This window comes from Clostridium tarantellae, from assembly GCF_009295725.1.
GTDB classification, from domain to species: domain Bacteria; phylum Bacillota; class Clostridia; order Clostridiales; family Clostridiaceae; genus Sarcina; species Sarcina tarantellae.
In genome coordinates this window covers 1-17,585 of the sequence record NZ_WHJC01000005.1, presented here as the reverse complement: position 1 = coordinate 17,585, position 17,585 = coordinate 1, and the positions used below count along the sequence as shown (strand labels likewise).

The window sequence follows — 17,585 nt, the reverse complement described above, 5'->3', positions numbered from 1 at the left end:
TCAATTTTTCAAGCTTTTTGTTTAGCAAATATCATTCTACCAGCTGCCGTTTGTAAAACCGACGTAACTACTACATTTATTTCTTCCCCAATAAATTTTCTTCCCCCTTCTACTACAATCATTGTTCCATCATCTAAGTAAGCAACCCCTTGACCTGATTCTTTACCATCTTTTACTACAGTCAATCTCATATCTTCACCAGGAAGAACTACTGGTTTTATAGCATTAGCTAATTCATTTATATTTAAAACAGGAACACCTTGAACCTCTGCAACTTTATTTAAGTTATAATCATTAGTAATAACTTTTCCTATTAATTTTTGTCCTAATTTTAATAATTTACTATCAACTTCATTTATTTCTGGAAAATCACCTTCCCAAATTTGAACTTCTATAGTTAATTCTTTTTGTATTTTATTTAAAATATCTAATCCTCTTCTACCTCTAGTTCTTTTTAAACTATCTGAACAATCTGAAATATGTCTAAGTTCATCTAAAACAAAACTTGGTATTACTAAAGGTCCCTCTATAAATCCTGTTTGACATAAATCAAAAATTCTTCCATCTATTATTACAGATGTGTCTAAAATTTTTGGTATCATACCACCCTTTGCTTTAGATTTTTTTTCTTTTTGATTTGATTTATCTCTTTTTAAATTTTCTAAATAATTAAGAATATCTTCTCTTTTTTTTACAGCTAAATCTACACCTATAGCAATTGAGATTAGATTTCCAACTATTAAAATAAGTGGACCTATAAAATCACTAAATTTATTATCCATCTTATTTAGAATACTATTTAATGGAATAGTAAAAATTGAAGCTATAATTAGAGCTATAATTGCTCCTAATACTCCAAAAATTATTTCACTTGGTGAAAGTTTATTTATACTCCTTTCAACAAAGGACATAAACTTTCTTATAATTCTATAAATAGCTGGTGAAAGAATAAATAATAAAATTCCCAAAATAACTGTTAATATAATATAAAATGATACCAATAAAATAATATTAGAAAAATATCCATTTTCAGCTATATATTTACTTTTAACTATAGAATCGGCCAATATATATCCTATTAATAACCCTAAAATAGTAAATATAATTCTAAATACTTTTTTGATCATTTTATCACCTCCTAAGCTTAATTATTGACATGTTTTATAACTATAATTCAAAAATCTTTAGGCATTTATTTATAGAATATCACCTTATAAAAAATTCTTCAATTCATATTTGATATATTTGGTATTTAATGCCCCCTGTTAATGTTATATACTTTGTTTTAATATTATATTTAAGTTCTGGTTACGTATCCATATTAATTACTAACTGGAATTTAATTGACAAGTGATTTGGAAAAATTTTATAATTATTATAGGTCAAAGATTCTTTTGTTAAGGAGTTGAACACTATGAAAGATTTAATTTTTGACGATTTTCAAAATAGCGTAAATAACTCTCTATTAAGACACAAAAGCATATTAGATATATTAAGTAAATATCAAGAATCTCAAGCAAGAGCGAATAGAGCTATTTGCAAATCCGTCACTAATTGTGGTTGCATTAAAATTAATGCTGAAAAACAAAATTTAGAATGTGAAAAGACATCTTTAGAGGATTTAAATACTTGTTTTAAATCTCACCTAACTGGCTCTCTATGTGAAAGTTGTAGAGAGGTTATTGAAAGAGAATTAGGAAATAATATATTTTATATTACTGCTTTATGTAATTGTTTAGACTTAAATTTATATGACATACTATTAAAAGAATATGGTAAAATCAATACTTTAGGAAAATTCTCTTTTAGATAATATTAATATCAGTAAGTGCCATTATATTTAATGGCACTTACTGATTTATAAATTTTTATTAACTAATACCTGTTCTCTAGTTCTTCTTAATCCATTTTTTATAGCACGCGCTCTAGCCTCACCAATTCCCTCAACTTGATCCAATTCATCTTTTCCAGCTTCTAATACATATTTTAATTTCTTAAAATGTTTCACTAAATTTTCTATTACAACTGATGGAATTCTTGGTATTTTACTTACTATTCTATAGCCTTTAGGTGACACTAATGTGTCAACTAAAGATTTGCCAATATAGCCTAACTCTCTAGAAATCTGGTCTAAATCTAATAAATCTTCTGCTGATAAACTTTGTATACTTTGATATACATCTTTATAATTAACTATTTCTGTACAGTAATCTCTAATTAATAAAATTCCGTCTTGTTCTATACTTCTAACTAATTCATTTAATTGCATGGAAATTAATCTTCCTTCATTGCCCAGTTCTATAATATATCCTTCTATTTCTTCTACTATTCTCATTACCATCTCTGTTCTTTGTATAGCTGTAACTACATCAAATAAAGTTGCTAAATCTTGAAACTCTAATATGTTAAGATTATTTATTACTCTTTCTAAAACAGCAACATATTTTTCAAGAGTTTGTATCGCTTGATTAGCTTTACTTAAAACAACACTACTATCTCTTAAAACATATTTTATATCTGATTTATATATAGTTATTATATTTCTTCTTTGGGAAATTGCTATAGCTACATTTCCTGTTTGTTTTGCTACTCTTTGAGCAGTTCTATGTCTAGTTCCAGTTTCATAAGTAGTTATTGATTGTTCTGGCATTAATTGAGTATTTGCATATAATATTCTTTTCAAATCCGAACTAACAATTATAGCACCATCCATTTTAGCTAATTCATATATATATGCTGGACTATAATCTGAATTTATATTAAATCCTCCATCTACAAGATCCAAAACTTGTTCAGTATCACCTAATACAATTAATCCACCGGTTTTAGCTCTTAATATATTTTCTAGTCCCTCTCTTAAACTTGTTCCAGGACTCATTATTTTTAAAATATTTTTCAATTCGTTATCATTTTTTTCTCTCATATGCTCACCCATCTATTAAAATATCTTTGAAATTGCTTCTTTTAAAGTTTTAACAGCTATTATATTTAAATTATAATCTTTTAATTTTTCTAAATTTCTATATGGAACTACAGCATTTAAAAAACCCATTTTTTTAGCTTCATTTATTATTCTATCACAATTTGAAACTGGACGGATTTCACCTGTAAGTCCAACCTCTCCAATTATTAAAACTTTTTCTAAAGATGTAACTTTTCCTTTAATTGAAGATATTAATGCTATAGCAATACCTAAATCGGCAGTAGTTCCATCTATCTCTAATCCACCAACTACATTTACATACACATCATTATTGTAAAAAGGTATTCTTAATTTTTTTTCTAATACAGCCAATATTAAACTTAATCTAGAATTATCTACTCCTACTGCTGTCCGTCTTGGCATAATTGCTTTTGTTTCACTAGCTAATGATTGAATTTCTACTAAAATAGGACGAGTTCCCTCCATAATTCCAACAACTACTGATCCTTCTTGATTAAATGAAGTATCTTCTAAAAATAACTTTGATGGATCATACACTTGCATTAACCCTTCTTGTCGCATTTCAAATACTCCAATTTCAGCAGTAGTTCCAAATCTATTTTTCATAGTTCTTAAAATTCTAAACTCTTCTGTTCTTTCTCCTTCAAAAGATAATACTGTATCTACCATATGTTCTAAAACCCTTGGACCAGCTAAGTCACCTTGTTTAGTAACATGAGCTACTATAAACAATGGAATATTATTACTTTTAGCTATTCTCATTACTAAATTAGAGCATTCTTTAACTTGAGATACACTTCCTGGTGCTGATGATAATGTATCTCTATATATAGTTTGAATTGAGTCTATTATTACAAATATAGGTTTTAACTCATTTATATATGCTTCTATCACATCTAAGTTTGTTTCTGAAACTATATATAATAAATCAGCACTTATACCTAATCTATCTCCTCTAATTTTTATTTGCTCTTCTGATTCTTCTCCTGAAATATATAATACTTTTCCATATTTACATGAAATATTATTGGCGGTTTGTAAAAGTAGTGTTGATTTTCCTATACCAGGGTCTCCTGATATTAATGTTAATGATCCTCTTACAATCCCACCTCCTAATACTCTATTTAATTCACCAATTCCTGTATCATATCTCTCTTTTTCTCCTGATTTGATATCTGATATTTTTTTTACATTAGATATATTAATATTATTATTATAATTTTGCTTTAAATCTTTTACTTCCTCCACCATTGTATTCCAATTATTGCATCCTGGACATTTTCCTAGCCATTTTGGCGATTCATATCCACAATTCTGACAAGAAAAAAGCGTTTTTATTTTTGCCAATTATATCATCTCCAAAATTATGTTTGTTTTTCCTAAACTCTTTAAAAATATAATAATAATAATACCATATAGTTTTTCATTATCACACATATTTGTTGCAAATAAAAAAAGAAATCATCTAATATTTTACTTTAGATGACTTCTTAAATAATATATAAAAACTATTTATTAACTAATTTAGCGGCATCTTCATCTACAATTACAATAACATTATTGTGCATTTGTAACATTGATGCTGGAATATCAGTTGTTATTTTTCCATTCATAAGCTTTGATACTATATCAGCTTTACCTTTACCACTTGCTATAACAATTATTTCCTTAGCTTTCATTATGCCTCCTAATCCCATTGTTATAGCTTTTTTAGGAACCTCGTCTATTGAACTAAAAAATCTAGCATTAGCTTCTATTGTATCTTGTTTTAAGTTAGTTAAATGAGTTCCTACTGTTAACTCATCATTAGGCTCATTAAAACCTATATGACCATTATTTCCCAAACCTAATAATTGAACATCTATTCCACCTAATTCTTTTATTTTTTCATCATATATTTTTCCTTCTTTTTCCACATCTTCTGATAATCCATTAGGAACAAATGTATTATTTTTATCTATATTTATATGATTAAATAAATTTTTATTCATAAAATATCTATAACTTTGATTATGTTCTCCTGATAGTCCAACGTATTCATCTAGATTTACACTTTTAACCTTAGAAAAATCTAATTCTCCATTTTCATACATTTTTATAAGTTCTTTATACATTCCTACCGGTGTTCCTCCAGTAGCTAACCCTAATACTATTTCTGGATTAGATTTGATACTTTTAGCCATTTCATCAGCAGCTATTTTGCTCATTTCATTATAATCTTTAGCTATTATTAACCTCATTTTACTTGCCCCTCTCTCTGTGAAATATTTATTTCTAAAATATATTTATCTGATCTATAAATTGCATCTTCTACATATACCACTTTACCTTCACTATTAAAATTTATATTATGACTTTTCAATAGTGGAACTTGTTCATTTATTTCAAATAGTTCTTTAAGTTCATCATTCATTATTATAGCTACCAAAGAAGATTCACAACTTTCAATTCCATAACCCTTAGATTCTAAAAGTTTAAATAATGATTCTTCTAATTGATTTTTATTTAAATAGCCACAATATTCACAAGGAATATATACTTCTTCATTTGCTACTACTTCTTCATCTACATATCTTACTCTATTTATTCTATATAATTTAATTTCTGAAAAAATTTGAACTAGTTCTTCTGGTGTATCTATAACTTCCAAAACTGTAACTTTAGTTTTTAAATTTCTTCCTGTTTTATTTACTAATTCTGAAAAACTCATCATATTTTTTTGTTTTACTTTAGGTTCACATACAAATGTACCTTTACCTTTTTCTCTTATAAGCAAACCTTCTTGAACTAATTCCCCTAATGCTTGCCTAACTGTCATTCTACTAACAGAATAATGATCAGATAATTCTCTTTCACTATTTATACATTGTCCTACTTTCCAAACCCCTATATCGATTTTATTTTTTATATCTTCTTTCAGTTGATAATAAACTGGAATAGGACTATTTTTATCTATCATTAATCTTCCTCCTTAATTATACTAAAAATAATAACACATGTCTAGACCACTATACAATCTAATTATACTCTAATATTTTTATTTTATCATATATCAATCTATTAGTTTATATTCCTTCAATTTAAATGAATATTTAATATTTATTTTATCAATAATAATATTAATATTTATTTAAATAATAAGGAGTTGATATCATTGGAATATAAAAATATTTCTATAGACTTCAATAACAAAAATAGCAAAAATCCTTTACATGATGATATTGAATATTCTACAGTTTCTTCAATAACTAATCCTTCTTATGAAACTATAGATAATTTATTAATGAATCAGTATATTACAAGTAACAATTTAATAAAATAAATATATTAATACATAATATTTGATAATATTGTATACTTTACAAATCTTTTATTCAGTTATAAAATTTATATTAAATAATAATTATTATTTTTTAATAGAAGAGGTGATTTTATGATTAAAGTATATACTACTAATTCTTGTCCTTGGTGTGTAAAGGCTAAACAATATTTAGAAAAAAAACAAATACCTTTTACAGAGCTAAATGTACAATCAGATATGGCAGCAAGGGAAGAAATGGTGAAAAAATCTAAACAAATGGGTGTTCCTGTTTTAGATGTAAATGGAACTGTTATTGTTGGTTTTAATAAAGATGCTATTGATAATGCATTGAATAAATAGAAAAAAGCGTAATTAGAATAAAGTTCTAATTACGCTTTTTTCTTTCCTAAAATTTTCATTTATTATTAATTATTTTACTTATAACTTAAATTAAATATCTTGCTCCTTTATTTTAACTCTTTTAGAGCTGAATCAATTTCCATTTTATTAAAACCTACAATTACTTTATCATCAATAGTCATAACAGGGACAGATCTTTGACCTGATATTTTAAGAACTTCATCTCTATCTTCTTTGTTATCAGCGACTGTTATAACTTCATAATTTAATCCTTTAATATCTAAATATTTTTTTAGTTTGTTACATGGTCCACACCAATTAACAGAATAAATTTTTATCATAAATTATTCTCCTTTCTCTTTAACTATATATTTTTCAGCTTTTAATGAAGCAATTGTTCCGTCTGCTACAGCAGTTGTTATTTGTCTAAATTCTTTTTCTCTAACATCTCCAGCTGCAAATACTCCTTTTATATTTGTTTTCATACTTTCATCAGTTTTTATATATCCATCTTTATTTAAATTTATATACTCTTTGAATAATGTTGTTTTAGGTACTGTACCTATATATACAAATACTGCTTTTATTTCTACTTCTTTTTCTTCATAGGTTTTAGTATTTTTAATTTTTACTTTTTCCACAAAATCATTTCCTAATACATCAACTAAATCCCAATTATACATAATTTCTATATTTTCTGTTTCTTCTACTTGCTTAAGTACTGTAGCTTCTGCTTTAAAGTAATCATAACGTCTTATTATTATTACTTTTTTAGCTAATTTAGATAAAAATAATGCTTCTTCTAATGCAGCATTTCCACCACCTACCACAGCTATAACTTCATCTTTATATGAAGCACCATCACAAATAGCACAATAATGAATGCCTTTACCTTCATATCTCTCTGAATTAATCAATGGTAATTTTTTAGGAGTTGCTCCTGTTGCAATTATTATTGCCTTTGCTTTATACAAGTACTCAGAAGTTTCTACTATTTTTTCATAATCCTTAAATGAAACACTTTCTATAAAGTCAAATTCATCTATAATTGCACCTAATGCTTCTGCTTGTTCTTGCATTTTATCTGCTAATTCATTACCTTTTATAACTTTGAATCCTGGATAATTTTCTATAGTATAACTTGATCTTATTTGACCTCCAATTATATCTTTTTCTAAGACAAGAGTTTTTAAATTAGCCCTTGTTGCATAAATAGCAGCAGTTAATCCAGCCGGACCTGCACCTATAATTATTAAATCTATTTCTTTTAATTTTTTACTCATAATACACCACTCTCCTCAAATATATAAGCACTATAAAAACATAATACATTAATATATTTCTCATATCCTTTATACCCCCTATGGGTATTTTTTTAAATTATACTCATCTTTTCTGCATATTGTCAACATAACACCTCCTACCTATTTTTAATCCTAACTTATATTTTTAATCTATAAATTTAAAGAAAAACAATATATTTTAAAGAAAATAAAAAAAGTATCAAGAATTTTGATACTTTAATATATCTTCTTATTTTTATTTATTTTTTTAGTTTTTATAACTTTATTTTTAAATTTACTATTTATTTTTTTTATATTTTTTATTTCTATATAAATAAAAAATATAACTACCATTATTAAAATACCATATGATATACCGCCCCATTTATTATTCATAAATGCAACTGATCCTAACAGTATAGCCATAGGTACTAAAGGAGAAGCTAAGTCTTTACTTGCTTGCTGTTTATCTTTTGCTTTCATATTTTCAATTGCTTGTTCATTAATAAAAGCTACTTTAAAATTTTCCTTTATACCAATAATATAATAAAACATTAATAAAATAAGAGACATACTAATTAAAATTATTTTCATATCAAAATCCTCCTTGAAATAACAAATAAAAAAATCACATATGATATATTTTACCATATATGATTTCTTCTTTTCTAAATTTTATCTATTTTAGGTATAAAACTTATTTCATTATCCACTAATATAACTTCAATAAAATTACCTTTTTTAACTTTTCCTTTTAAAATTTCCTCACTTAATTTATCTTCTATAGACTTTGTAATTATTCTTCTTAACGGTCTAGCACCATAATTTTCACCTATGCTCTTTTCAACAATCATATTTTTTACTTCATCTGTAAAATCTAAATATATTTCATGTTCCTTAACTCTATTTTTAGTTTCCATTAACATTAAATCTACAATTTTTAATAAATTATCTTTATCTAGAGAATGAAAAACCATTATTTCATCTATCCTATTTAAAAATTCTGGCTTAAAAGTTTCCTTAAGTTCTTCCATCATTTTATTTTTCATTTTTTCATACTTGTCATTCTCTTTATTATTAGTAACAAATCCAACAATACTAGATTTTTTTAATATATTCGCTCCAACATTTGAAGTTAGTATAATTATAGTATTTTTAAAATCTACAGTTTTACCTTTTCCATCAGTTAATCTTCCATCCTCTAATATTTGAAGTAATATATTAAAAACATCCGGATGAGCTTTCTCTATTTCATCTAATAGTATAACAGAATAGGGAACTCTTCTTACTTTTTCAGTTAACTGTCCACCTTCCTCATAACCTATATATCCAGGCGGTGAGCCTATAAGCTTAGAAACACTATGCTTTTCCATATATTCTGACATATCTATTCTTATGAAATTTTCTTCATTTCCAAACATAACTTTAGCTAAAACTTTACTTAACTCAGTTTTTCCAACTCCAGTAGGTCCTAAGAAGATAAAAGAACCTATTGGTTTGTATGGATCATTCAGTCCAACTCTAGCTCTTCTTACTGCTTTAGCTAATACTTTTATTGCTTCATCTTGTCCTATTACTTTACTTTTAAGATTTGATTCTAAATTTAATAGCTTTTCTGATTCACTTTCATTTAATTTTTCTACTGGTATTTTAGTCCATTTAGCAACAACTTTAGCTATATGATTTTCTTCTACTTTCTCTATAGATGTTTGACTATTATTTATCCATTCATTTTTTTTCATATTTAACTCTAATCTTAAATTTTTTTCTTTATCTCTCAAGCTTGCTGCATTTTCAAAGTCTTGATTTTCTATAGCTTTTTCCTTTAAAATATAAGTATTATTAATTTCATCTTCAATACTCTTAAGAGATTTAGGAGTTGTCAGTGCCTCTATTTTTACTTTTGCTGATGCTTCATCTATTAAATCAATTGCTTTATCAGGCATAAATCTATCATTAATATATCTATCTGCCAAATTTACTGCTGCTTCTATAGCTTTATCTGTTATTATAACATTATGATGTTCTTCATATTTTCTTTTTAATCCTTTTAATATTAATAATGTATCTTCTTTAGATGGCTCTTTTACATTTACAGGTTGAAACCTTCTTTCTAAAGCCATATCTTTTTCTATATATTTTCTATATTCATCTATTGTTGTAGCTCCTATACATTGAACTTCTCCCCTAGCTAATGCTGGTTTTAATATATTTGAAGCATCAATTGCCCCCTCTGCTCCTCCTGCTCCTACTATAGTATGAATTTCATCAATAAATAAAATTATATTACTAGCTTCTTTAACTTCCTTAATTATTTTCTTTAGTCTCTCCTCAAATTCACCTCTATATTTTGCTCCTGCGATCATAGCTGTTAAATCTAATGTTACCACTCTTTTATCTTTTAAAATTTGAGGAATATTTTCTTCTATTATTTTTTGAGCTAAACCTTCCACTATAGCAGTTTTTCCAACTCCTGGTTCACCAATTAAACAAGGATTATTTTTTATCCTTCTACATAATATTTCTAAAACCCTTTCAGTTTCTTCTTCTCTTCCTATTACTGGATCTAATTTATTTTGTCTAGCCATTTCTGTAAGATCTATGCCATAATTATTTAAATTAGGTGTTTCTACTATTTTTATTTTTTCTTTTGGTTCTTCTTTCTCTTCAATATTTTCTTCTTCTAAAAATAAGTTTTCTTCTAGATCATTTAAAATAAACTCTCTTAACAACTCTATATTTCCTTTAAAAAGTTTTTCTAATATAGTAAATCCTACACTATCTATGTCTTTTAGTAATGCAAGTATTATATGCTCAGGATTTATAAAGTTTTTATTTAATTCTTTACTTTCTAACAAGCTAGCTTCTAACAATCTTTTACTTCTAGGAGTTAAAGGAATCTCTTCAAAACTATATATTAAATCACCAGAACCAATATACTTTTTTATAAGACTAATAGCATCTTTTTCATTTACACCATATTTATTTAAAATTTTCTTACTTGCTCCATCATCTTCTTTTAATATTCCTACTAATATATGCTCTGTACCAATATAACCATGTTTAAGCTCTATAGAAATTTCTTTGGCACTTTCAAGTACCATCTTTACTTTATCTGTAAATCTTTCAAAAAGCATTATCTCCCACCTCATACCAATTCTATTTTTTATCTAATTTCTCAATCCATTCTCTTAAAAATTCTGCTCTTTTGATATTTATTTCTTTAAAATTTAAGTTACTCTCTTTATATTTTCTTTGTATGCTTATAGGTTGTATTTCAAAAAATAATTCATCTACATCACTTAACTCTATATGTGTTATCAATCCAATTTCTATTCCGAATCTAATATAAGACATTAATCTTATACTTTCACATAAATCTATAAGATAAAAATTCTTAATCAGTCCTAAAGCTCTAAAAATCATATCTTTTACTTCTATTTCTTTATCTTCCATTAATTTATCTCTTGTATTTTTTTCTTTTAAAATTATTTCATATAAAATAGCTTTAAAATTTTGTATTATTTCTATTTCTGAAAGTTCATTAGAGAATTTAGTGAAAACCTTGTAAATATATCCTATTTCTTCTATTCCATTAACATACATAGGTAATAATTCTATATTCTCTTTTGATAATTTATACTTTAAATCTTTTATTCCATTGTTTAAAGCAATTGCAGGTAAATGTATAATAACTCCAACTTTAAATCCACTACCAATTTCACTAGGAAAAGATGTAAGATATCCCAAGTTTTCATTAAATGCATATTCTACACATTCTTCTATTGAATCATCTAATGAATTAACTTCTTTAAAGATCTCATTAAAATTTAATCCTTCACTTATAGTAGATAATAATATGTGTTCTTTTTGATTTAATATGATGCAATTTTTTTTAGTTTTATTTGATATAACTTTAGTTATTCTATTTAAATTATTTATATTATCTAAAATATGATTTTCTTTTAACCAATTCTTTTCCTCTTCTTCATTTATAATTATAAAATTATTTTTTTCCTCCTCTTTTAAAAATATTTTTTCTATATATTTGAATAATACCCTAAATTGTTCATTGTTAATCAAGTATGAAAAAGGAATTTCATTAATATTTCTTGTTAAGTTAACTATAGAGTACATAACTATATCTTTGTTATAAATTTTATCCTTATCCATTAATATTATCTCCTTCTAAGCGCTTAGAAAGTTCTTTTATTTTATCTCTTAATTTAGCTGCTTGTTCATAGTCTTCTGTTGAAATAGCCGTTTTTAATTCTTCACTCAATAATTTTATCTTTACTTTTTCTTGAAATTTTTCTCCATATTTTTTTGGAAATTTTCCTTGATAAATATTATTTTTATTTATCTTATTACATTCATTCAAAACATCATAAAATATTTTGTAACAATTTCCACATCCTAATGCCTCTTTTTCTTTAATATCTTTATAAGATAAATTACAAATATCACATTTTAATTTTTTAAAATCTATACTTTTATCTTTATTAGGAATATCCATTAATGTACTTAATAATTTTTTAAATTCTTCTCCATCTAAATCTTTAAAATTACTTATAGGTTTATCAATTAATCTACTAGCACACTGTTCACAAACCATCATTTGTTCTCTATTTCCATTAATAATTTTAACTATACTTATTGTTGCTTCATTTTTATTGCATTTTTCACAAAGCATATTCAATTCCCCCTTTTATAATTATTTTATTAAACTTATTATCATAGCTTTTAATATATCTGCTCTTAATTTATTTTTATTAGTAGATCTTTTTAAAGTTCTCTCATTTAATATAACTTTTATTAAGTTTAAGTTAATATCATCAATAATTTTAATTTCATTTAAATACTGTATTAATATTATTGCTTCATTATATTTAATACTTTCACCTATTTGTTCTATTATTATCCTATTCAAATTATCCTTACTTTGATAACTAACTCTTTTTATTTTTATATGCCCACCCCCACCTCTTTTGCTTTCTATTAAATATCCTTTATTATATGAAAACCTTGTATTTAACACATAATTTATTTGAGAAGGTGCACATTTAAATTTTTTTGCTATTTCATTTCTTTGAATTTTTATCTCATAATTTTTAGATTTTTCCAAAAGAATTTTTATAAAACTTTCAATTGTATTTGATAATTTGGACATCATTCCCCCTTATTTTACTTTAACTTTCTTTGACTTTAATAAAAATAAATTAAACTACTCTATATAATATAACTTTAATCAATACAAATATAATTATTTCCTAGATTTATTCTAAAATTCATTTAATTAACAAAAAATTTGTTTAAAAAATTTTTATTGGCAAATAATTTAATTATAAATTTAAAAATATTAGAAAGGATTTTCATATGAATATTTATTGGTTTGGTCATTCTTGTTTTTTAATTAAAACATCTAAAAGCAAAAGAATTCTTACTGACCCTTTTGATTTAGATATAGGTTATGTTCCTTTTAAAGGATTTGTAGATATTGTAACTATAAGTCATTCACATTTTGACCATAATTGTACTAAATATTTAAATAAAGATACTCATATTTTAAATGAAAAGGTATTTTATGAATGCGAATTTTTTAATATAAAATCATTTACTTCTTTTCATGATGAACTTAATGGAAATAAAAGAGGAGATAATTTAATATTTAAATTTGTAATAGATGATATAGTTTTATGTCATTTAGGAGATTTAGGTCATATTTTATCTAAGAAAACAATACTTGATTTAGGACATATTGATATATTATTTATACCTGTAGGAAATTATTTTACTATAAACTTAAATATTGTAAAAAAATTAATAGATTTAATATCACCTAAATATATAATTCCTATGCACTATAAAACTAAAAATTTCAAATTTTTTTTAGATGGAATAGATAAATTTTTACTTAAAATGAAATCTTATAAAAAAACAACTTCAAATATGCTTTCTGTTGATAAAACTTCATTACCTAATGAAAGTACTATTGTTATATTGAATATATGCGAAAATTAATAGAAAAGTTCAATGTTTTTAAAAATTTTGCTTAAGGATTTAATTTCTTCATATTAATTTTAAATTATTATAATTTTGCACAAAAAAAGAGACCCTTATAGGTCTCTCTTAATTATGATTATGCTTCAACTGGTGCACCTACTGGACAAACGCTAGCACAGCTTCCACAATCTATACAAGCATCTGCATCAATTACAAATATTGTATCTCCTTGAGAGATTGCATTTACTGGACATTCTGCAGCACATGCTCCACAACTTACACATGAATCTTCTATTTTATATGCCATAATAAAACACCTCCTAGAAATTATGGTATTAAAATACCATAATTATCTTATCATACTTTTAACGAATTTAAAAGTATTTTAATTATTTAAAAGTTATTTCCATTATGTAATAATAATAATTTATAAAACTATATATCCTAAATCTTCTATACTAGAAATTATATTATCTAAGTTTAAAAAACGATCATCATATACTATATTTACTAATTTTAAGCTTTTATTTATTTCACAAGCAACAACACCTTCTTGTGAGGCTATAACTTTTTTTATTGTAGACATATCTTCATTATTTTTCATATCCATTATTTTGATTGATGATTTCATTATTAAACCTCCTTAATTTTTCTTAAATAATTCTTTTATTAACTTCTTATCTGTCTCATCTTCTATTTCTAATTTAATATCATTCTCTTCAATAACATCTTCATACGATCCAGAAATTAATTTAATATTATCTATACTAAAAGATTCAATAATCTCTTCATTTTTTATTTTTAATTTAACTTTTACTTTTTCTTTTAATACGTTGTTATCTACAACTTCTCCATTTCCTTTAGTAGTTTCTACAATAGATCCAATTTTAGGTAACCTTTTTCTTATATCTTCATATGTGCTTTGTTCATAATTTAAGCAACACATTAATCTACCACATATACCTGATATTTTAGTAGGATTTAATGAAAGACTTTGTTCTTTTGCCATTTTTATAGATACTGATGCAAAATCTCCTAAAAAAGTAGAGCAACATAGTGATCTTCCACAAGGTCCTAATCCACCTATCATCTTTGCTTCATCTCTTACTCCAATTTGTCTTAACTCAATTCTAGTTTTAAATATAGTTGCTAAATCTTTTACAAGCTCTCTAAAATCAACTCTTCCTTCCGCTGTAAAATAAAAAATTACTTTATTATTATCAAAAGTATATTCAACATCAATTAACTTCATAATTAATTGATGTTCTAAAATTTTTTTAAAGCATATATTAAAAGCTTCAACTTCTTTATTTTTATTTTCTTTATGTTTAGTTATGTCTTCTTCCGTTGCTATTCTAAGAACAAGCTTAAGAGGTGCTATTATATCTTCTTCAAGAATTTCTTTAATTCCTATTACACACTCACCAAACTCAATGCCTCTAGCAGTTTCTACTATAACAAAATTTCCTTTTTTCACATCCAAATCATTTGGCCCAAAATAATATATTTTTCCTGCTTTTTTAAACCTTACCCCTATAACTTTAATCATTATTATTCCTCCAATATGTTAATTAACATAGTATTAAAAGTACTCCATGAATTTGTATTACTCTTTAGATTTATTCTTGCTTCATCAACTTTTGAAATAATCCTACTTAATTCCTTATATGACAGCATATTAGATAATTGTTTAATTTCTTCTAATTTATCACCATTTATAATTGAACTTTTTTCCTCTAATTCTTTATATATAATAATATCTCTAACAAAAGATACTATTGTAGAAAAAATTTCATCTTCTTTATTTTTAAAGGACATAAAAATATCCGAATATTTTAAAGCTATATATTGTGATGTTGAACTTAATTCCATAAGAAAATTTATAATAACTAATCTTAAATTATTAAACTGATCATCTTTTAAAAACTTCTCTATTTGTCCTGGAACACCTTCTGCAAATGCTAATAATGTCTTAATTAAATTTTCATCTTTTAAATCTGGATAATTTACCTTTAAAAACTCCATCATTTCTAATCTTTTCAAAGGTATTAATCTATGAATTTGACATCTTGATTTTATAGTTTCTAAAATTAATTCTCCATTCTCAGATAATATAATTATAAATATACCTTTTTGTGGTTCTTCTATGGTTTTTAATAAAGCATTTTGTGCTTGAACAGTTAATTTCTCTCCTTCATATAAAATTATAACTTTTTTATCATTTGCATAAGGCTTCTTATTAGCTTCAGATATTATTTCTCTTACTGTATCAATTCCAAAAGAAGATTTATTAGATTTATAATGTATTATATCAACATAATCCTTTTGTTCTGGAACACCTAAAATTTCAAATGCAAACTTTCTAGCTAATAAACTTTTTCCTATTCCTTCTTCTCCTATTATTAAATGAGCATGTGAAAGTGTATCTCTATTTATTGATTTATAAAATCCTTCAATAACTTTCTTATGTCCTATTATGTTCATTATTTACTTCTTCCTTTATTTTAGTTATATTTTAATAAATTTATCTACATCTAATACAAATATAGTAGCTCCTCCAACTTGAACTTCTATAGGATATGGCATATATATCCCTCCTTGTTCCGCTATAGGAGTTGGTGTCGTAATAATACCTTTTCTAGTTTCACAAACACTTCTAATAATATCAATTACACTTTCTACTTTTGCTTTTTCTATACCTATTAACAAAGTTGTATTTCCAGCTTTTAAAAAACCACCTGTAGTAGCTAACTTTGTAACACTATATCCCTCTTCTGTTAAAGAATTTAATAATTCTAAAGAATCATCATCTTGAATGATAGCAATTATTAATTTCATAAGCTACCCTCCTATAATACTACTATTTTTTATTAATCTATTTATAAATATTATATCATTAATTAACTACTGTTAAACACTAGATTAATTAAAAATTGTAATATTTTCAAATAATTATTTTGTTATATATATAATATTTTTAAAATAAAAACCTTTAAATAAGATTATTTTTATAATCTAATAAATCTTATTTAAAAGGTTTGTACTAAAATATTTTTTTATTAATAAATAATTATCTTACAAATATTTTTTTATATCTTTTTTTATTTCTTCTAAGCATTCATGTAAATCATAATTTTCATAAAATTTATTTATTCTGCACTCTTTAAGATTATTATAACTAAAATCTATATCATCAGCTAAAAATCTTCTGCATAATTCGTTAAAATTAGGATTAATTTGTTTCTTTTCTCTAACTAAAGCTCTTTCTAGTCTTACTCCATCATCTAAATTAATATATATTGGAATTATATTATTTTTCCCAAAATACTTAATTAAACTTTTATAAGCTTCTAATGTTGATATAAATAAATAATTGTTTTTATTTAATTCTATTTGTCCATCATCTATAGTTCCATAATACCATTTGCCATTAACAGTATCATAACTTCTAACTTCTATAATTTTCCTCAAGTTTTTATAGTTTTCTAATTCATTATTAGTTATAAAAAAATATTCTATACCATGTGTTTCATTTTTTCTCATAGGTCTTGTAGTATAGCCTATTATAGGTAATAAATTCAAATCTTTATCTCTTTTTAAATGCCCAAATATAGTGTCTTTCCCAGATCCACTTTTACCTAATATACAAAAAATTTTTCCCATTTATATGCTCCTATACTATATTCTTATATGT

The 17,585-nt window shown here is 24.6% G+C and carries 22 protein-coding genes; 4 read left to right on the top strand and 18 right to left on the bottom strand.

The features are described from left to right. Positions 1-8 precede the first annotated feature (8 nt). Positions 9-1,127 (bottom strand): PIN/TRAM domain-containing protein, encoded by a 1,119-nt coding sequence (locus GBZ86_RS01085; protein WP_152886926.1) that lies wholly within the window; start codon positions 1,125-1,127, stop codon positions 9-11. 287 nt (positions 1,128-1,414) lie between these two features. Between GBZ86_RS01085 and GBZ86_RS01080 the strand changes: the two genes are divergently transcribed. Beyond that, on the top strand, positions 1,415-1,813 hold the full coding sequence (locus tag GBZ86_RS01080) for a nucleoside triphosphate pyrophosphohydrolase family protein (protein WP_152886924.1): 399 nt from the start codon (positions 1,415-1,417) through the stop codon (positions 1,811-1,813). Between the two features lie 45 nt (positions 1,814-1,858). Here the strand turns inward: GBZ86_RS01080 and disA are convergent, their stop codons facing one another. From disA to GBZ86_RS01060, 4 genes are all read right to left on the bottom strand, one after another. Next, positions 1,859-2,923 (bottom strand): DNA integrity scanning diadenylate cyclase DisA, encoded by a 1,065-nt coding sequence (gene disA / locus GBZ86_RS01075; protein ID WP_152886922.1) that lies wholly within the window; start codon positions 2,921-2,923, stop codon positions 1,859-1,861. A gap of 15 nt (positions 2,924-2,938) precedes the next feature. Beyond that, positions 2,939-4,291 (bottom strand): DNA repair protein RadA, encoded by a 1,353-nt coding sequence (radA, locus tag GBZ86_RS01070; RefSeq protein WP_152886921.1) that lies wholly within the window; start codon positions 4,289-4,291, stop codon positions 2,939-2,941. 161 nt (positions 4,292-4,452) lie between these two features. Continuing rightward, positions 4,453-5,184, bottom strand: coding sequence for a glucosamine-6-phosphate deaminase (gene nagB, locus GBZ86_RS01065; RefSeq protein WP_152886919.1), 732 nt, complete (start codon positions 5,182-5,184; stop codon positions 4,453-4,455). Continuing rightward, the gene (locus GBZ86_RS01060) at positions 5,181-5,903 is read right to left on the bottom strand and encodes a GntR family transcriptional regulator (RefSeq protein WP_152886917.1); all 723 of its coding nucleotides are present in this window, start codon (positions 5,901-5,903) and stop codon (positions 5,181-5,183) included. The genes nagB and GBZ86_RS01060 overlap by 4 nt, the downstream gene beginning before the upstream one ends. 195 nt (positions 5,904-6,098) lie before the next feature. Between GBZ86_RS01060 and GBZ86_RS16915 the strand changes: the two genes are divergently transcribed. After that, complete coding sequence (locus tag GBZ86_RS16915; protein WP_170272128.1) at positions 6,099-6,266, top strand: hypothetical protein; 168 nt, start codon at positions 6,099-6,101, stop codon at positions 6,264-6,266. Between the two features lie 111 nt (positions 6,267-6,377). Beyond that, on the top strand, positions 6,378-6,605 hold the full coding sequence (locus GBZ86_RS01055) for a glutaredoxin family protein (RefSeq protein WP_152886915.1): 228 nt from the start codon (positions 6,378-6,380) through the stop codon (positions 6,603-6,605). Positions 6,606-6,712: 107 nt separating this feature from the next. Here GBZ86_RS01055 and GBZ86_RS01050 read toward each other — a convergent pair whose 3' ends face one another. The 7 genes from GBZ86_RS01050 to GBZ86_RS01020 all read right to left on the bottom strand — a co-directional run bounded on the left by GBZ86_RS01050 (position 6,713) and on the right by GBZ86_RS01020 (position 13,058). Further along, positions 6,713-6,946: a glutaredoxin domain-containing protein gene (locus tag GBZ86_RS01050; RefSeq protein WP_152886913.1), complete on the bottom strand. Its 234-nt coding sequence runs from the start codon at positions 6,944-6,946 to the stop codon at positions 6,713-6,715. 3 nt (positions 6,947-6,949) lie between these two features. Further along, a complete protein-coding gene (gene trxB, locus GBZ86_RS01045) occupies positions 6,950-7,888 on the bottom strand; it encodes a thioredoxin-disulfide reductase (RefSeq protein WP_152886911.1) in 939 nt (312 codons plus the stop codon). A gap of 237 nt (positions 7,889-8,125) precedes the next feature. Beyond that, a complete protein-coding gene (locus GBZ86_RS01040) occupies positions 8,126-8,482 on the bottom strand; it encodes a hypothetical protein (protein ID WP_152886909.1) in 357 nt (118 codons plus the stop codon). Positions 8,483-8,556: 74 nt separating this feature from the next. Then, positions 8,557-11,025, bottom strand: a complete 2,469-nt coding sequence (locus GBZ86_RS01035; protein WP_152886907.1) for an ATP-dependent Clp protease ATP-binding subunit — start codon at positions 11,023-11,025, stop codon at positions 8,557-8,559. A 22-nt stretch (positions 11,026-11,047) separates the two neighbouring features. Beyond that, a complete protein-coding gene (locus tag GBZ86_RS01030; protein WP_152886905.1) occupies positions 11,048-12,061 on the bottom strand; it encodes a hypothetical protein in 1,014 nt (337 codons plus the stop codon). Further along, positions 12,054-12,581 carry a UvrB/UvrC motif-containing protein gene (locus tag GBZ86_RS01025; protein WP_152886904.1) on the bottom strand — a complete coding sequence of 176 codons (528 nt, stop codon included), beginning with the start codon at positions 12,579-12,581 and terminating at the stop codon, positions 12,054-12,056. The genes GBZ86_RS01030 and GBZ86_RS01025 overlap by 8 nt, the downstream gene beginning before the upstream one ends. Before the next feature lie 21 nt (positions 12,582-12,602). Further along, complete coding sequence (locus GBZ86_RS01020) at positions 12,603-13,058, bottom strand: CtsR family transcriptional regulator (RefSeq protein WP_152886902.1); 456 nt, start codon at positions 13,056-13,058, stop codon at positions 12,603-12,605. Positions 13,059-13,264: 206 nt separating this feature from the next. On the opposite strand from GBZ86_RS01020, the gene GBZ86_RS01015 reads away from it, so the two are divergent. Then, positions 13,265-13,909: an MBL fold metallo-hydrolase gene (locus tag GBZ86_RS01015; protein WP_152886900.1), complete on the top strand. Its 645-nt coding sequence runs from the start codon at positions 13,265-13,267 to the stop codon at positions 13,907-13,909. 118 nt (positions 13,910-14,027) lie between these two features. On the opposite strand, the gene GBZ86_RS01010 is transcribed toward GBZ86_RS01015, so the two are convergent. The 6 genes from GBZ86_RS01010 to GBZ86_RS00985 all read right to left on the bottom strand — a co-directional run bounded on the left by GBZ86_RS01010 (position 14,028) and on the right by GBZ86_RS00985 (position 17,554). Next, the gene (locus tag GBZ86_RS01010) at positions 14,028-14,198 is read right to left on the bottom strand and encodes a DUF362 domain-containing protein (protein WP_152886898.1); all 171 of its coding nucleotides are present in this window, start codon (positions 14,196-14,198) and stop codon (positions 14,028-14,030) included. Positions 14,199-14,318: 120 nt separating this feature from the next. Then, positions 14,319-14,522: a heavy-metal-associated domain-containing protein gene (locus tag GBZ86_RS01005; protein ID WP_152886896.1), complete on the bottom strand. Its 204-nt coding sequence runs from the start codon at positions 14,520-14,522 to the stop codon at positions 14,319-14,321. A 12-nt stretch (positions 14,523-14,534) separates the two neighbouring features. Beyond that, positions 14,535-15,440 (bottom strand): PSP1 domain-containing protein, encoded by a 906-nt coding sequence (locus GBZ86_RS01000; protein WP_152886895.1) that lies wholly within the window; start codon positions 15,438-15,440, stop codon positions 14,535-14,537. Positions 15,441-15,442: 2 nt separating this feature from the next. Continuing rightward, positions 15,443-16,375 (bottom strand): DNA polymerase III subunit delta', encoded by a 933-nt coding sequence (locus GBZ86_RS00995; RefSeq protein WP_152886893.1) that lies wholly within the window; start codon positions 16,373-16,375, stop codon positions 15,443-15,445. 24 nt (positions 16,376-16,399) lie between these two features. Beyond that, positions 16,400-16,729 (bottom strand): cyclic-di-AMP receptor, encoded by a 330-nt coding sequence (locus GBZ86_RS00990; protein WP_152886891.1) that lies wholly within the window; start codon positions 16,727-16,729, stop codon positions 16,400-16,402. Positions 16,730-16,966: 237 nt separating this feature from the next. Beyond that, positions 16,967-17,554, bottom strand: a complete 588-nt coding sequence (locus GBZ86_RS00985) for a nucleoside/nucleotide kinase family protein (RefSeq protein WP_152886889.1) — start codon at positions 17,552-17,554, stop codon at positions 16,967-16,969. Positions 17,555-17,585: the final 31 nt, after the last annotated feature.

Excerpts from the sequence above, each read along its gene's own strand:
- GBZ86_RS01080 (WP_152886924.1), top strand. The coding sequence starts at position 1,415 with ATGAAAGATTTAATTTTTGACGATTTTCAAAATAGCGTAAATAACTCT.
- GBZ86_RS01035 (WP_152886907.1), bottom strand. The coding sequence starts at position 11,025 with ATGCTTTTTGAAAGATTTACAGATAAAGTAAAGATGGTACTTGAAAGT.
- GBZ86_RS00990 (WP_152886891.1), bottom strand. The coding sequence starts at position 16,729 with ATGAAATTAATAATTGCTATCATTCAAGATGATGATTCTTTAGAATTA.
- GBZ86_RS01020 (WP_152886902.1), bottom strand. The coding sequence starts at position 13,058 with ATGTCCAAATTATCAAATACAATTGAAAGTTTTATAAAAATTCTTTTG.
- GBZ86_RS01060 (WP_152886917.1), bottom strand. The coding sequence starts at position 5,903 with ATGATAGATAAAAATAGTCCTATTCCAGTTTATTATCAACTGAAAGAA.
- GBZ86_RS01055 (WP_152886915.1), top strand. The coding sequence starts at position 6,378 with ATGATTAAAGTATATACTACTAATTCTTGTCCTTGGTGTGTAAAGGCT.
- GBZ86_RS00995 (WP_152886893.1), bottom strand. The coding sequence starts at position 16,375 with ATGAACATAATAGGACATAAGAAAGTTATTGAAGGATTTTATAAATCA.
- trxB (WP_152886911.1), bottom strand. The coding sequence starts at position 7,888 with ATGAGTAAAAAATTAAAAGAAATAGATTTAATAATTATAGGTGCAGGT.
- GBZ86_RS00985 (WP_152886889.1), bottom strand. The coding sequence starts at position 17,554 with ATGGGAAAAATTTTTTGTATATTAGGTAAAAGTGGATCTGGGAAAGAC.
- nagB (WP_152886919.1), bottom strand. The coding sequence starts at position 5,184 with ATGAGGTTAATAATAGCTAAAGATTATAATGAAATGAGCAAAATAGCT.
- GBZ86_RS01015 (WP_152886900.1), top strand. The coding sequence starts at position 13,265 with ATGAATATTTATTGGTTTGGTCATTCTTGTTTTTTAATTAAAACATCT.
- GBZ86_RS01000 (WP_152886895.1), bottom strand. The coding sequence starts at position 15,440 with ATGATTAAAGTTATAGGGGTAAGGTTTAAAAAAGCAGGAAAAATATAT.
- disA (WP_152886922.1), bottom strand. The coding sequence starts at position 2,923 with ATGAGAGAAAAAAATGATAACGAATTGAAAAATATTTTAAAAATAATG.
- GBZ86_RS01040 (WP_152886909.1), bottom strand. The coding sequence starts at position 8,482 with ATGAAAATAATTTTAATTAGTATGTCTCTTATTTTATTAATGTTTTAT.
- GBZ86_RS01050 (WP_152886913.1), bottom strand. The coding sequence starts at position 6,946 with ATGATAAAAATTTATTCTGTTAATTGGTGTGGACCATGTAACAAACTA.
- GBZ86_RS01010 (WP_152886898.1), bottom strand. The coding sequence starts at position 14,198 with ATGGCATATAAAATAGAAGATTCATGTGTAAGTTGTGGAGCATGTGCT.
- GBZ86_RS01030 (WP_152886905.1), bottom strand. The coding sequence starts at position 12,061 with ATGGATAAGGATAAAATTTATAACAAAGATATAGTTATGTACTCTATA.
- GBZ86_RS01085 (WP_152886926.1), bottom strand. The coding sequence starts at position 1,127 with ATGATCAAAAAAGTATTTAGAATTATATTTACTATTTTAGGGTTATTA.
- GBZ86_RS01025 (WP_152886904.1), bottom strand. The coding sequence starts at position 12,581 with ATGCTTTGTGAAAAATGCAATAAAAATGAAGCAACAATAAGTATAGTT.
- GBZ86_RS01005 (WP_152886896.1), bottom strand. The coding sequence starts at position 14,522 with ATGAAATCATCAATCAAAATAATGGATATGAAAAATAATGAAGATATG.